This window comes from Actinoallomurus acanthiterrae, assembly GCF_054775715.1.
In genome coordinates this window covers 10,133,976-10,148,284 of the sequence record NZ_BAAHCO010000001.1, presented here as the reverse complement: position 1 = coordinate 10,148,284, position 14,309 = coordinate 10,133,976, and the positions used below count along the sequence as shown (strand labels likewise).

Sequence of the window (14,309 nt, the reverse complement as noted above, 5' to 3'; positions counted from 1 at the left end):
GCGTCAGCCGGCGGGCTCGATGTTCTGGTTCAGCCGGAACAGGTTGCCCGGATCGTACGTCTTCTTGATCAAGGCCAGCCGCGCGTAGGCGTCCCGGTAGTCGTCCCGGGCGTGGTCGCGGTCGTCCTCGGACATGAAGTTGACGTAGCCGCCGGACGCCGAATGGGGGCGCAACGCCTGGTAGTAGTCCCGTACCCAGGCGATGCTCGCCTGGTTCGCCGACGGGTCGGGCCACATGCCGGCGATCACCGTCGCGAACGTCATGTCGCGGCCCGCGAACGCGGTGGCACCGGCGGGCACCCGGTGGCAGGCGCCGTTGATCGGATAGATGTGCACCGTGGAGTTCACGGCGGGCAGCCCCGGGCCGTGCTGGAGGTGGGCCGCGACGGCGCCGTCGGTCAGCTCCGTCGCGAACGCCGTCTTCCAGTAGTGCTGCAGACCAGGAGGCACGAGCGCGTCGAGCGCACTGTTGATCATCGGGTACGGCATCGGCGCGACGAATTCGGCGACCGTCGGCGCGGCCGTGCGGATCGGCCGTAGGGCCCGCTCGCCCTCCTCGAGCGGACCGGACCAGCACGCGACCATCGCGCAGTGCGGACTGCCCTGCTCGGACTCGGGGATGAACGGCAGCGGCGGCGTGATCTGGAAAGCCGGATAGCAGCCCAGCTCCTCGGGCGCCTCCTGGATGTGGTCCCGGTAGAACTCCAGCACGTCCCGGGCGCGGTCGAGCGGGTAGAAGAAGATCCCCGCGAAGATGTTCTCGACCGGGTGCAGGCGGTACTCGAACGACGTCACCACGCCGAAGTTCCCGCCTCCGCCGCGCAGCGCCCAGAACAGGTCCTCGTGTTCCTTCTCCGAGGCCACGAGGAAGCGGCCGTCGGCGGTGACGACGTCCGCCGAGATCAGGTTGTCGACCGTCAGGCCGCAGCGGCGGCTCAGATAGCCGATGCCGCCGCCGAGCGTCAGCCCGCCGATGCCCGTCGTCGAGATGATCCCACCGGTCGTCGCCAGGCCGAACGCGTATGTCGCGTGGTTGAAATCCGCCCAGGTGCACCCGCCCTCGGCCCGGGCCGTACGGGTGCGGGGATCGACGCGGACCCCGCGCATCGACGACAGGTCGAGCACCACCCCGCCGTCGTTCGTGCCGTACCCCGGCACGCTGTGCGAACCGCCGCGCACCGACAGGACGAGGTCGTTCTCCCGGGCGAACTCCACGGTGGCCATGGCGTCGCCCGCGTCGGCGCACCGCACGACCACGAACGGCCGGCGGTCGATCATCGCGTTGTACACCCTGCGCGCCTCGTCGTACCCGGCGTCCTCCGCCGTGATCACCGGGCCCCGTACGCGCTCTCGCAGGCGTTCGATCGGTTGTCCCATGAGCATGTCCCCCCCAGATCAGCCCTACCCGGGCAGAGCCGGGCCGAGACCCGGCCCAGGGGGTCGGTCACCTTGGGCGGCCGGTGGGTTCCGGGTCGGCTGTGATCTTCTCCAGCACGGTGGTGTAGACGTGTCGTTTGTCCGGGCGTGCCCGCCCGGCGGCGTGCCGGAGGGCGGGGATCGCCGGCGCGCCGAGCAGCGTGAGCCCGTCGGTGGCGGTCCTCCGGACGGCCGGATGGGAGTGCGTGAGCAGGCCGACCAGCGCCGGGATGGCCGGCTTCCATGCCGCGTGGCACAGGGTCTTGACCGCAGAGCGCACGATGTCGGGCTGCCGGTCGGCCAGCAGCAGCGAGGTCTGCTCCAGGTAGTCCCCACGGGTCAGCACCTTGCGGGAGATCCGGTGGGCGTGCAGACGGACCCTCGCGTCGGGGTGGCCGAGCGACTCGGCGAGGAGTTCCTCGAGCTCGGGATCGCGGTCCTCCGGCCGATCCGCATCGCTTCGGGGCCTGCGGGCGGGGGCGTCGTCGTGACGCTCGGCGAGCAGGGTCAGCGCCCGGCGGATCTGCTCGGGGCCGCCGGTTCGGGCCAGCCGGAGCAGTTCCTCGCGGGGCGGCCGGTGGTCCCGGGCTGCCGCTTCCGGGGCACGGGTTCGGCCGCGGAGCGCCGAGAGCGTCGCGGAGTCCTGCCGGGCCGCGTCGGGGTGGCGTAGCGGCCCTTCCACCAGCACGATCTTGTCGGCGAGGTCGTCGCGTCCGTCTTCGCGCAGCCGCCGGCGCGTCCGTGCCAGCGCCGGGGTGCGCAGCAACGCGACACCGGAGATGAGATCGACCAGGCCCCAGGCTCCGGTCTCGAGGCGCCCGGACAGGGCCGCGGCCAGCACGTCCGGGGCCGCGTTGCGCAACGCCCGCTCGGCCGGCGCGTGAAGGGCGGGGCCGCCGTCTTCCCACCACGAGAGCAGCAGGGGGATGAGCGGTTCGACGTCCTGCGGGTCCAGATGGGCGGCGACACGGGCGATCCGTTCACGGGTCGTCTCGCCGGCAGAGGCGTGCGCTCCGGCCTCGCGCAGTTCGGTCTCGCTCATCAGGGTCAGGGCCTGCGCGAGATCCGGGGTGACGACGAGGTCGACCCGGCCGTCCAGGAAGGCCCGGAGCACCGTGAGCCGGACCTGGGGCTCGGGCCAGCTCAGCAAGGCGCGGGCCGCGGCGTCGCGCCGGTCCCGCACGGGGTCGTTCAGCATCTCCAGCAGGCGCTCGTTCAGGACCGCCGAGCGGGGTCGATCCCGATCACCGGGACGAGGGGCTCGGGCCGTCGCCGCGGGCCGGCGGGCGTCCTCGGCGATGGTCCAGGAGGGCGCGTCGAGGGGCTGCAGCTCGATCATCCAGTCCAGGAGGGCGTCGCGCGCGTCGGCGTCGGCTGTGGGGAAGACGTCGATCAGCGCGTTGAGACGGTCCCGCGAATCCACTGGCCGCCCGTCGTGATCGGCACGCCGGCCGGCGGCCTCGTCCGGATCCCGGGCGCCGCCGGGCCGGTCCGCGGCGCGGAACCGCCGGAGGGCGGCAGGGGAGCGGGCGGCCGAGGCGAGGGCCTCATGCCAACGCCGTACGGCGGGGCGGTCGGGCGCTCCAACGCCGTCGTCCGGTGCGGCGGCGGTTCTGGTCGGCCCGGAGGTGAGTCGGTGTGCGGTGGGGCGGTCGGACGCCTCGACGCCGTCGTCTGGCGCGGCGGTGGATCCGGTCGGCCCGAACGCCTCTCGCAACACGTCCTTCTCTGCCTCCCACGGGTTCGCGCCGGCGCGGGCGGCGGCCAGCGCCCGCCTGAGATCGGTGCGGGTCAGGACCGCGCCGCATCGGCGCAGCAGCACCAGCGGGTACCGGCCACCCGTGGCCTCCGCCGGCAGCGTGCGTATCCGCGCCGCGAGGTCGAACGCCGCGGCGGCGGGCGACGATGGGATCGTGTCGTCGAGCAGTGCGAGGAGACGGTCGCGGTGAGCATCGCCGATATCGGCCAGGCCGGCGACCAGGACCCGCGCCGACCGGGCGAAGGCCCGCGTCTCTTCGGCGGTCCACGGTGCGGGGCACAGCCGCAGCGTGAGCCGCAGGACCGGCCCGCGACGTTCCGGCTCTTCCGCGGCCAGCTCCAGCCAGCGTGCCAGGGTCGGCCGGAGCCGGCTGAGGCGGTCGGCGGACGGCTCGTCCGGATCCCGGTCGTGCCGGTCCGCAAGGCGCCGTGCGATCTCGGTGTCCCAGCCGTCGCGCAGCAGAACGTCGAGGTCGGCGTCCGGCGGTTCCTGACCGCTCGGCGGGGTGAGGCCGTGAGTCGTCATCCGGCCGGCCAGTTCCGCGGCCGTACCCGAGCCGAGGGCGAGCCGGCCCGCGGCGACCAGCGAGAGCAGGACGGCCCCGGCCGGGGACCCCTGGTCGGCCAGCGCGCCCACGGCACGCGCGGACAGCGCGCCGTCGAGTCCGCTCAGCAGCAGGGCGCGGGTACGGTCATCGCCGGCGCGGTCGGCCGCGGCGACGACGGTGGCGGCGTAGGCGTCGCCGAGGATCGTTCGCAACGCCGTGACGAGCGCCTCACGCAGACCCGGGTTGTCGTGCCTGCCGAGCCAGAGCAGCAGCTTCGGCACCGCCACCGGGGCGCCTGCGCGGATCAGCGCGCCGGCGGCGGTCTTCTTGACGTTCATGTTCGGATGGTCGAGGCAGCCCGCGATCGCCGCCGCGGCCCAGGACGCGCGCGCGTGCCCGAGCGCGAGCAGCGCCTGGCGTACGGTCTGCACATCGGAGGCGGTGGTCAGCGGGACCAGGCTCGCCGACAGCGCCTGCGCGTCCTCCCCGCCGGCGTCGTGGGCGAGCAGCGCGATGACATGTTTGCGAACGTGGCGGTCACGGTGGCGCAGAAGCGGATGCACTCGTGACCGGATGCCGCGATGGGAGGTCTGCTGGAGCAGACCGAGCAGGATCATCTGCGCGGCGGCCGTGAGCGCGGGCCGATCCAGCAGATCGAGCGCGATGCTCGCGACGAGCGTGTCGCCGGCCTCCCGAGCGTCTGCGGCGTCCAGCAGACAGCTCGGCCGGATCCTCCCCCTGTCGTGGAGACGAGCGCCGAGGTGACCGATGGCGGCGACGACCTCCTGCGGCACCGCCGGCTCGCCGCGGCCGTCCGCCGCCTCCGGCGTCCAGGACGCCGCGAGGTCGGATACGACCCGCAGCAGGAGGTCGGCGATGACGGGCACCGTACTGGAGCCGCCGTTGCGCGCCAGCCTGCACAGGGCGGCCACGGGATCGTCCGGGTCCAGGCCCGCGCGGAGCAGGGTCAGCTCCCGTTCGTCCGGACCACCGAGATCGGCGGCGATCCGGCGCGGCAGATCCCGCGGGTCGAGCCGGACCAGGATCGACTGCCGCTGGTCCGGATCCTCGGTGAGATGCCACAGCAGTTCCAGGGCCCGGTGCCGCACGGGCCGCAGGTACGGCACCACGGAGCCGACGGCGTCTCCGTCGGGCATCACGGGGACGGCGGTGTCTCCGTCGGGCGCCACGGGGACGGCGGCGTCTCCGTCGTGGGGTCCGCTCAGGCCCAGCCCGTCCCGCAGCGCCGTGACCGTGCGGGCTCCGCCCACGGCCTCGAGAGCCTCCAGCGCCGCCGCGGGCGACCGTGGCAGCGCGGCGATGACCGCCTCCTCAGCGGCCGTGTGGCGCAGCGCGCGGATCGCCCGCAGGAACGGCCGCGGATCCGGCGCGGTGCGCAGCAGGTCGGTGACCCTCTCACCCACGGGCAGGGCGCCGGTGCCCTGCCCGGCCAGCGCGACCAGGAGCTCCAGCCGCCGCGGCCAGTGCCGATCGCCTGCGGCCGCCGCCGTCAGCTCTGCGAGCGTCTCACGCCGGCACGTGAACAAGATGACGGCGACCCCGTCCGCGGGCACCGAGTAGTCGGCGATGGCCAGGCTTACGATCGCCGGCACGTCGTCGCCCGCCGGGAAGTGACCACGCCGGTGCAGCCCACGCAGGCACCGGACGGCCGGCCCGGCGAGCAGGAGCGGGTCGGTCGCGGCGATCCCCACGAGCTCACGGACGTCGTCGCGGCCCGCCAGGTCCCCCAGCAGTTCCAGCGCACGCCGTCGGAGCGCCGGAGGCCGGTTCCCGTCGGCGGCCACGTCCCGGAGCACGGCCTGATGCCCGTGGCGGGCCGCGACCTCGATCGCCGCGTCGGCCACCGCGGAGACGGCCCCGGTCTCGAGAAGCCGGTACAGGTGCTCTTGTGGCAACGGGTCCAAAGCGGCCCAGGGCTCTGCCAGCTCACGCAGCGCGGCCACGGCGAGGCCGGCCGTGCCGGCGTCCGTACCAGATTCCCCCGCGAAGTCCGTGCCGGCTCGCCCCGCGAAGTCCGTGCCGGGTTCTCCCTCGAAGTCCGTGCTGGATCGCCCCGCGATCGATCCGGCGAGCCCCATCAGGAGGGTCCTGGCCTGTGCCGGTGCCAGCAGGCCGGCGTGCACGGCCTCGCGGGTGACGCGCAGAGCCTCTGACCGGAGCACAGTGTCGAGCCGGTTCGCCAGCTCCCAGGCGAGACTCCCGGGGTCGTCCACATCGGCCGCGCCGAGAGCGCGGACGGCCTGGTAGAGCAGTTCGCCGGCGGGCTCGTCCCGTAGGGTTTCCGGCCGGTCGGCGATCTCGGCGCCCAGCCAGGCGATCCGGACCCGGGCCGGCAGCTCCGCCGTTCGCCACTGCGGCCATGGACGGGGCCGGATGTGGGCGCGCAGCCGGAGATGGAGGCGCGCCAGGGCCAGCGTCGCCTCCGGGGGGCCATCCAGCGAGCTCGGCAACGACGCCGCGAACCCGGCCTGTTCGGAAGCGTCTTCAGCGCGTCCGTCGGCGAGGCGCTCGGCCAGGCAGACGAGGCCCAGCCCCCGCAGCCGCGGGTCCTCATGCCCGATGAGAAGCCGCAGGGCGGCCGGCGGACACGTCAACGGATCGAGGACGGCTGAAAGCCGGTCCACGTCGGCGCGGCGTATGGCGGTGAAGATCGCATCGTCGACCGACGTCATGCGCCATCAACTCCAGCCATGGGACTCCGTCCGCCGAGCGCTTCGCGCTGTTCCGCGGTGAGCCGGTACGGTCCGGCGTCGACGGAGTAGGCGCCGGACTCGAGAGTATGCAACGTGACCGGGTCACTGATCTCCGGATGTCCCTCGGCGTCGCGCAGGGCACCGCTGACGCGGTCCGGATGCCATCCCAGCGCGGTGGCGAGTCGCTCGACCGTGAGCGGCTCACCGGCGTGCACGAGTGCGGCGAGCACGGTCAGCATGTCGCCCACGGCGGCCTGGTCCGGGCCGCCGGTCATGGTGGCGCTGAGCCGTCCGAAGAACCGGGCCATCTCGTTCAGCCGGGCGCCGGCCGGTGTGGCGACGCCGAGGACCTCGACTCCCCGCCGGGCGGTGCCGGCCCACTGGGTGTTCTTGCGGGCGCTCGCGGACCAGGCCCGGAGCCAGACATCGTCGCCGATCACGTACCGTTCGCGGCGTCGCCGGGGGTCACGTTCGCGCCGGACGACGTCCAGTCCTTCGAGGTAGCCGATCGCCTTGGACACGGAGGCCGGGCTGACCCGCAGCTGCCGGACCAGGTCGGCGGAGGTGGCAGCGCCGGAGTCGGTCGTGATGAGGTGCGCGAGCACCCGCCCGGCCATCCGGGGCAGCCCGATCTGCACCATCAGCGCCGCGAAGTCCTCCACGAACGCGCGCACCGCCTCAGGGGCACGCCCGTAGGCGACCCGGGCCACCGTGGGCTGCCTCGGCACGCTCGGCCGGCGGCGGGCGCGCCGCGAGGCGGCCTGCTGAGCATGGTCGGCTCGGTAGCCGCCGGGCCCGCTGTTGCGAGCCACCTCCCGGCTGATGGTCGAGGTCGGCCTGCCCAGCCGTCTGGCGATCTCGGCGTAGCCGAGCCCTTCCGTAAGCCACGACGCGATGCGCCGACGATCCTGGTCATCCAGCCTGCTACCCGGCATCCGCGCAGTATGCATTCACGACCACTCCATCGCTACGACGGGCCATTCCGCTCGTTGCAATAACCGACAGGCTGTTGCAATTCTCTGTGCCAATATGCGCAGTTCAACGGCATGTTCGATGCGGTGACATGATTGACAATCTTTTGAACGCAACGTAGCTTTCCTCACCTCGCAACCCCGTCGTGAGGAGCCGGAATGACACAGCCCGACCGTGACGCCCTTCAACGGCTGCTCGACCGGGCGGTCGCCGAAGGAGGTGTTCCCGGCATCGCCGCCGAGGTCCGCGACGGCCACGGGCGGTGGTTCGGCTCGGCGGGAGCGGCCGATACCGAGACCGGGCGCGAACGCACGCCGCAGGACCGGTTCCGCATCGGGAGCACGACCAAGACCTTCGTGGCCACCGTGGTCCTGCAACTCGCGGCCGAGCGCAGGCTGAGCCTGGACGACACGGTGGACGAATGGCTGCCCGGAAGGGTCCACGGTCACGGTCACCAGGGCGGGAAGATCAGGATCCGGCGGCTGCTCGACCACACCAGCGGGATCTTCAGCTACACCGAGGACCCGGAGATGGTGAACCGCCACGAGAACCACACTCCGGAACTCCTCGTGGACATCGCCATGGCCCACCCGCCGGCCTTCGAACCGGGCGCGGGCTGGGCCTACAGCAACACCAACTACATCCTCGCCGGGATGCTCGTCGAGCGGGTGACCGGCCAGGCGCTCGCCGACCAGATCGCCCAGCGGATCGCCCGGCCGCTCGGCCTGGACGGGACGTACCTGCCGAGCGGCGCCGACCCGACGATCCAGGGCCCGCATCCACGGCACTACACGAAACTGATGAACCCCGCCCCCGACGCCGAGATCCACGACGGAACGGAACTGGACTCGTCCATGTTCTGGGCGGCCGGCGGCATGATCTCCACGACCGGGGACCTCCACCGGTTCTTCGGCGCACTCCTGGGCGGCCGGCTCTCCCGCCCGCCCAGCAGGAGGAGATGTTCGCCGTCGTCCCGACCGAGAACTGGATCCCCGACACGACCTACGGCCTGGGCATCTCCTCGGTGACGCTGCCGTGCCGCGCCACGGTGTGGGGCATGGGCGGCGCCATCTTCGGCTCCTGGTCGTACGCCTACGGCACCCGCGACGGCGAGCACCTGGCCGTCGTCAACGTCAACGGCGACTGGGCCCACGGCCCCTGGGACGACCCCATCGGCATCTTCACCGACGCACTCCAGACGGAGTTCTGCCCCACGAAGGCGACGTCATAGCGGCGAGCGGATCCCGCCGTCCGAAGCACCTGGCGGCGGGATCCCGGTGAACCCGGTTGGGTCGGCATCATCGCGATCCGGAATGAATCGGACTCGGTGGATGGCATCGCCGTTCCAGGGGTGTCTACTGAGACGACAAATTTCTCGGCTCAGTAGACACCCGGAATTCGCAGGGCCGCCTTGGTGGCCCACTATGACCTATTTGCCGGTAAACGGGGCGGCGGCCGTTACCGTCGTGTCGCCCCGGGGCACCGGTCGAGGCGACGATCAGCTATCGGGTCAGGACCGCCTTGCCGCGGAAGTCGCGCCGCACCAGCGCCTCGAATGCCTGGGGAGTCTCGGTCCAGTCGAGGACGAGACCGACGAGCGGCCGCAGCCGGCCGTCCGCCACGAGAGACGCCAGGATGGCCAGGTCCTCACCGAGGGTCTCCTCGGGGACCGGGCTGATGAAGCCGACGATCTGCGCGTTCCACGCCTGCGCGTGCCGGAAGAAGTCGCTCAGCTCCAGCCGCGCCGGCCCGCCGATGTTGCCGAACCAGGCGAGCCTGCCCTCCGGCGCCATCCGCCGGATCGCCTGCGCCGTCAGGTCACCGCCCACACCGTCCAGCACCAGGTGGAAGGGCCCCAGGCCATCGGCCTCGAGATCGGTCACGACATGGTGCGCGCCCAGATCCCGCGCCTCCGCCACCCGCCCCGGCCCGCTCACGAGTGCGGTCACCCGGGCCCCGGCGGCGACGGCGAGCTGCACCGCGAACTGGCCCACCCCACCGGTCGCCGCGGTGATCAGAACGTCGCGGCCCAGCACCGCCCCGCCGACCCGGAGTGCGCGCAGCGCGGTGATACCGGCGATCGGGAGGGCCGCGGCCTGCTCGTGACGAATCCGAGCATCCTCAGTGTCTCCGTTGTCGATCCGCAGGGCGGTCCAATGAGCTGCCACACCATGGCCGCGAGGCGGAGCCGGCCCGTACGCCGGGAGCGGCGGCGGTAGGACCAGGGCACTATTCCGGCGGCCTCACATTAGTGCCACGGTCTCTCGCGGTGCCCTGGTGCGAGCTGCAAGCGTTTGCAGCGGGCGTTTCCTCGCACGAACTTCCTTCGGGGGTCGATCATGGCGATCCGCCAGGACGAGGGCGTCTTGTCCGTGCAGCCAAAGGAAAGAGAGCATCCCTTGCATACGCAACTCCGTCGCCTCACCATGCTCGGCGCCGCTGCGGCCATCGGCGTCACCGCCTTCGGAGCCGTGCCGGCCGAAGCCGCGGCCAAGCCCGCGCTGACGCTGCACTGCAAGAGCAGCAAGGGCGACGAGGGCTGGGTGTACATCTACACCACCAGCAACCCGCTCCACAACAGGATCACCGGGTTCAAGTACAAGATCAAGCTGGGGAAGGGCGGACGCCGGACCAAGAACGACGTCTCCGTCGGCGACGGCGGCGTTGCGCCCACAAAGACCACCAGGACCGGAGACAGGGCGATCGGCGACAACAAGGCGCACGGCTTCGGTAGGGCCTACTCGCGTGGCAACGGCGGCATCGGCGTGATCTTCATCTTCAACCACGCGGGCAAGGACCCGCGGTGCCACCAGCAGAAGAGCTTCTGAGCAAAGGCTCATCGACGGGAACGTGATCGCGATGGCGCGCGTGCCGGATTTCACGGCCGACTCGTGCGATCGCCGCAGTAAGCGCTGACGCGCTCCCCGATCTGCTCACGGGCGACCGTGGCCGCGACGGCCACGGTCGCCCGCGTCGTTGGTGCGAGGCCGCACTCGTAGCCTCGCGCTGCGGCCGCGATCCCTGGCGGTCGTTGGGCGGTGGGCCGTCATTCGGGCTGTTCGAGGTCGGGGAGCGCCTCGTACGCGGGCTTGAGCACGTCGGAAAGGTCCCTGCGGCGGACCTTGACCTTGGGCGGGTCGAGGAGGCGGAGCAGCAGGCCGGGCGGGATCGGGGGAGCGGGCGGGCGGTCGTGGACGGCGGCCGGTGCCCAGAAGTCGTCCATGCGCTCGGCCAGCGGCTTCTCCTCGATCTCGAGCGGGTCGACCTCGGCCGGCTCCAGGCGGCGCAGGCCGGCGAGCAGGTCGTCCTTCGTACGGCCGTGCCAGGCGAGGATCAGGAACGGGTCGTCGTCGAACGCCTCCGCGAGGAGGTAGAGCACCGCGGCGGTGTGCTTGCAGGGGTCGCCCCAGTCGGGGCAGCTGCACATCAGGTGCATGTCCGCCGACGACCTCGGGAACAGCGAGACGCCGAAGATGGCGAAGACGTCCTCGATCTCCGGCGGCATGTCCCCGGCCAGCAGGCGGGCGCGGAACACCGCCTGGGAGGCGAGGGCCTCCTCGATCGATGCCCAGACCTCGTCCCTGATCGGGTCGATGCCGATCGTCACCTCGTACGGCTCGGGGTCGGAGCCCTGGACGACGGCGGTCACCTCGTACGCCCCGATCCGCAGCTCCATCACCTGGCCCTTGCGGGCGTACGTGCGGCCGCGCGTCAGGCGGCCGTGGTCGGCGAAGGACTCCAGGATGTCGATGAAGCGGCGTGACCACCACTGCTCGCCGATGGAGCCGCGGCCACCGGACTTCGCCTTGAGGCCGCCCTCGACCGGGCGGGCCTTCCCGTAGATCGGCATCAGTCGCTCACCGCCTCGGGGTCGAGTCGCATGATCTCGCGCAGGTCGGCGACGGACAGCTCGGTGAGCCAGCCCTCTCCGGTGCCGACGATGCGCTCGGCGAGGGCCTTCTTCCGCTCGATCATCTCGTCGACGCGCTCCTCGATGGTGCCGACGCAGATGAACTTGCGGACCTGGACGTTCTTGGTCTGTCCGATGCGGAACGCGCGGTCGGTCGCCTGGTCCTCGACCGCTGGATTCCACCAGCGGTCGACGTGGACGACGTGGTTGGCGGCGGTGAGCGTCAGGCCCGTGCCGGCCGCCTTCAGCGACAGCAGGAAGATCGCCGGGTCGGGGTCCTCCTGGAACCGGCGGATCAGCTCGTCGCGCTGCTTCTTGGAGACGCCGCCGTGCAGCCACAGCACCGGGCGGTCGAGCTTGGTCTCCAGGTGCGGCCGCAGCATGGCACCGAACTCGGCGTACTGCGTGAAGACCAGTGCCTTCTCGCCCTGCTCGACGACCTCGGCGCAGATCTCCTCCAGGAGCTCCAGCTTGCCGGAGCGGCCGGGCAGCCGCGAGCCGTCCTTGAGCAGGTGGGCGGGGTGGTTGCAGACCTGCTTGAGCTTGGCCATGGTCGCCAGGACGAGGCCGCGCCGCTCCATGCCCTCGCTGTTCGCGATCTGCTCGAGCATGTCGTCGACGGTCGCCTGGTACAGCGACGCCTGCTCCGGCGTGAGGTTGCACCAGACCTTGATCTCCTGCTTCTCCGGCAGGTCCGTGATGATCGACTTGTCGGTCTTGAGGCGGCGCAGGATGAACGGTCCGGTGGCCCGGTGCAGCGCGGCGGCCGCCTCCTCGTCGCCGTGCGCCTCGATGGGCACGGCGAACCGCTCGCGGAACGCCTGGCGCGGGCCGAGCATGCCGGGGTTGCTGAACTCCATGATCGACCACAGCTCGGTCAGGTGGTTCTCCACCGGCGTGCCGGTGAGCGCGATCCGGCTCCGGGCCGGGATGCTCCGCACCGCCCGCGCCTGCCTGGTGCCGCTGTTCTTCAGCGCCTGGGCCTCGTCGCAGATGACGCGGTCCCAGGGGATCGTGGAGAGCGCCTCGTGGTCGCGGGCGGCGGTGCCGTACGTCGTCAGCACGAGGTCCGCCTCGGCCGCCGCCTTCGCGAGGTCCTCGCCCCGGTGCCGCCCGCCGCCGTGGTGGACGTAGACCCGCAGCTTCGGCGTGAACCGCGCCGCCTCCCGCTGCCAGTTGCCGACCAGCGACATCGGCCCGATCAGCAGCGCGGGCCCGCCGTTCGCCCCGCCCGCGAGCAGCGCGAGCGTCTGCAGGGTCTTCCCGAGTCCCATGTCGTCCGCGAGGATCGCGCCGAGGCCCAGGCCGTCGAGGAAGGACAGCCAGGCCAGGCCGCGTTCCTGGTACGGGCGGAGGGTGCCCTCGAAGTCGTCGGGGGTGCTCATCGGCTCGAGGCGGCGGTCGGCCTCGCCGGACAGCAGGTCGCCGAGCGGGCCGTCGGCGTCGAGCTGTAGCAGCGGCAGCGCGTCGTCGCCCGCGTGGATCGCGGCGCGGACGGCTTGGGACGCGGTCATCTCGCCGGCGCGCCGCTGCTTGAGGAAGTCGAGGGCGGACGCGAGCTGCCGCTCGTCGAGCTCCACCCACTTGCCGCGCAGCCGTACGAGCGGTGCCTTGAGCCGGGCGAGCTCGGCCAGCTCCTCCTCGGTGACGTCCTCGCCCTCGATGGCCAGGTCCCAGCGGAAGTCGACCAGGCTGTCGAGGCCGAAACCGGACGAGGTGGCGGCGCCCGCCTCGGTCGCCGTCTTGCTGCGGGTGGTGAGCTTCATGCCGAGCCGGGCCCGGCCCGCCCACTGCGGCAGCTGGACGCCGAACCCGGCGGCGGACAGCAGCGGCGCGGCCTCCCGCAGGAACCGGAACGCGCCCTCGGCGTCCGTCGTCACACTGGTCGGCGTCGCGATCCGCAGGGCCTGGGCGACGTCGGGGTAAAGCCGCAGCGCCCGGCCCAGGCCGGTGAGGAGGGTCTCCTCGGCGTTCGGCACGGAGGTGACCTCGCCGGTCCAGAGGGCGGCGGCCGGGACGTACAGGCTCGGGTCGTCGGTGCCCTGCACCGCGAACTCGACGGTCCACGGCCCCTGCGGCGCGGTCTCCCCGTCGGGGGCCGGGGGCTCGACGAGGCGGAAGCAGACGCGCAGCGGGCCCGTCGAGCGGCGGGCCGCGGCGGCCCAGGCGTCCAGCTCGGCGGCGAGCGCGTCCGGGTCGTCGCCCGGCTCGCGGGGGACCGCGGGGTCGGGTCCGGTGAGCGCCGCTGCCCAGCGCTCTGTCAGGGGAAGCCGGTCCGGGACCCGGCCGGCGCGCTCGGGCAGGAGCGGGTGCGGAACGACGCCACGTACGGCCGCGTCGACGAGGCCGGAGAGCGCGTCCAGGAGGACGTCCGACGCGGAGCGGTCCTCGTCGGCGGCCCGGCAGGCCGGCGGCATCGCGGCGGCGAGCTCACGGAACCGCGCGGCGTCGTCCCCGGTGACGACCGGTCGCCAGCGGGCCGCGAGGTCGCCGTCCTCCCGTACGAGCGCGGGCAGGACGCGGCCCCGGGAGGCGAGGTGCACCGCCTCCTCGGCGACGTGCGCGAAGAACCTCAGGTCGGCGCCGCGTACGACGTCCTCGGCGTCGCCGGCCAGGTGCAGCAGCGTCATCGCGGCGAACGGGTCGAGGACGAGCGCCGGGACCCGCCAGGGGTGCGGCGCCGGCCGCCGGGACGTCGGCTCGCGCGCCAGCTCGGGGGAGGGGAACGGCCCGGTGGCGGCGCCGGGGAGCAGCAGCGTCGGCTCGATCCTCGGCGCGCCCCGAGTCGCGGCGGCGTAGGAGGTGCCGGCGAAGTCGGAGGTCGCGAAGGGGTGCGGCTTGGGGGACGTGCGCACCCGCGTGGTGGCCGGAAGCGCGGAGTCCTCAGCCCACAGGCACAGTGCGCCACCGTGCCAGGCGGCGTGCGCCACGAGCATGATCGCCCCCCGGATTGCGCTGCGGACCAGGCGAAGTTACCAAACGGCCCCGACA

9 protein-coding genes are annotated in these 14,309 nt (G+C 72.7%); 3 read left to right on the top strand and 6 right to left on the bottom strand.

Annotation, left to right across the window (positions count from 1 at the left end):
* Positions 1–3: 3 nt before the first annotated feature.
* The 3 genes from ACYVF7_RS47835 to ACYVF7_RS47825 all read right to left on the bottom strand — a co-directional run bounded on the left by ACYVF7_RS47835 (position 4) and on the right by ACYVF7_RS47825 (position 7,371).
* Complete coding sequence (locus tag ACYVF7_RS47835; RefSeq protein ID WP_460352870.1) at positions 4–1,377, bottom strand: FAD-binding oxidoreductase; 1,374 nt, start codon at positions 1,375–1,377, stop codon at positions 4–6.
* A 67-nt stretch (positions 1,378–1,444) separates the two neighbouring features.
* Positions 1,445–6,415, bottom strand: a complete 4,971-nt coding sequence (locus ACYVF7_RS47830) for a HEAT repeat domain-containing protein (RefSeq protein ID WP_460352868.1) — start codon at positions 6,413–6,415, stop codon at positions 1,445–1,447.
* Entirely contained in the window at positions 6,412–7,371 is a 960-nt protein-coding gene (locus ACYVF7_RS47825) for a GbsR/MarR family transcriptional regulator (protein ID WP_460352867.1), read from the bottom strand. Before ACYVF7_RS47825 ends, ACYVF7_RS47830 begins: the two co-directional genes overlap by 4 nt.
* Positions 7,372–7,566: 195 nt before the next feature.
* Between ACYVF7_RS47825 and ACYVF7_RS47820 the strand changes: the two genes are divergently transcribed.
* Both ACYVF7_RS47820 and ACYVF7_RS47815 read left to right on the top strand, forming a co-directional pair.
* Positions 7,567–8,436 (top strand): serine hydrolase domain-containing protein, encoded by an 870-nt coding sequence (locus tag ACYVF7_RS47820; RefSeq protein ID WP_460352865.1) that lies wholly within the window; start codon positions 7,567–7,569, stop codon positions 8,434–8,436.
* The gene (locus ACYVF7_RS47815) at positions 8,367–8,639 is read left to right on the top strand and encodes a hypothetical protein (protein WP_460352863.1); all 273 of its coding nucleotides are present in this window, start codon (positions 8,367–8,369) and stop codon (positions 8,637–8,639) included. Before ACYVF7_RS47820 ends, ACYVF7_RS47815 begins: the two co-directional genes overlap by 70 nt.
* A 271-nt stretch (positions 8,640–8,910) precedes the next feature.
* Here the strand turns inward: ACYVF7_RS47815 and ACYVF7_RS47810 are convergent, their stop codons facing one another.
* Positions 8,911–9,576 (bottom strand): zinc-binding dehydrogenase, encoded by a 666-nt coding sequence (locus ACYVF7_RS47810; protein WP_460352861.1) that lies wholly within the window; start codon positions 9,574–9,576, stop codon positions 8,911–8,913.
* Between the two features lie 231 nt (positions 9,577–9,807).
* Between ACYVF7_RS47810 and ACYVF7_RS47805 the strand changes: the two genes are divergently transcribed.
* The gene (locus ACYVF7_RS47805; RefSeq protein WP_460352860.1) at positions 9,808–10,236 is read left to right on the top strand and encodes a hypothetical protein; all 429 of its coding nucleotides are present in this window, start codon (positions 9,808–9,810) and stop codon (positions 10,234–10,236) included.
* Between the two features lie 218 nt (positions 10,237–10,454).
* Here the strand turns inward: ACYVF7_RS47805 and ACYVF7_RS47800 are convergent, their stop codons facing one another.
* The gene (locus ACYVF7_RS47800) at positions 10,455–11,258 is read right to left on the bottom strand and encodes an SWIM zinc finger family protein (RefSeq protein WP_460352858.1); all 804 of its coding nucleotides are present in this window, start codon (positions 11,256–11,258) and stop codon (positions 10,455–10,457) included.
* A complete protein-coding gene (locus ACYVF7_RS47795) occupies positions 11,258–14,254 on the bottom strand; it encodes a DEAD/DEAH box helicase (protein ID WP_460352856.1) in 2,997 nt (998 codons plus the stop codon). The genes ACYVF7_RS47800 and ACYVF7_RS47795 overlap by 1 nt, the downstream gene beginning before the upstream one ends.
* Positions 14,255–14,309 lie beyond the last annotated feature (55 nt).

Excerpts from the sequence above, each read along its gene's own strand:
- ACYVF7_RS47800 (WP_460352858.1), bottom strand. The coding sequence starts at position 11,258 with ATGCCGATCTACGGGAAGGCCCGCCCGGTCGAGGGCGGCCTCAAGGCG.
- ACYVF7_RS47825 (WP_460352867.1), bottom strand. The coding sequence starts at position 7,371 with ATGCCGGGTAGCAGGCTGGATGACCAGGATCGTCGGCGCATCGCGTCG.
- ACYVF7_RS47820 (WP_460352865.1), top strand. The coding sequence starts at position 7,567 with ATGACACAGCCCGACCGTGACGCCCTTCAACGGCTGCTCGACCGGGCG.
- ACYVF7_RS47830 (WP_460352868.1), bottom strand. The coding sequence starts at position 6,415 with ATGACGTCGGTCGACGATGCGATCTTCACCGCCATACGCCGCGCCGAC.
- ACYVF7_RS47815 (WP_460352863.1), top strand. The coding sequence starts at position 8,367 with ATGTTCGCCGTCGTCCCGACCGAGAACTGGATCCCCGACACGACCTAC.
- ACYVF7_RS47835 (WP_460352870.1), bottom strand. The coding sequence starts at position 1,377 with ATGGGACAACCGATCGAACGCCTGCGAGAGCGCGTACGGGGCCCGGTG.
- ACYVF7_RS47795 (WP_460352856.1), bottom strand. The coding sequence starts at position 14,254 with ATGCTCGTGGCGCACGCCGCCTGGCACGGTGGCGCACTGTGCCTGTGG.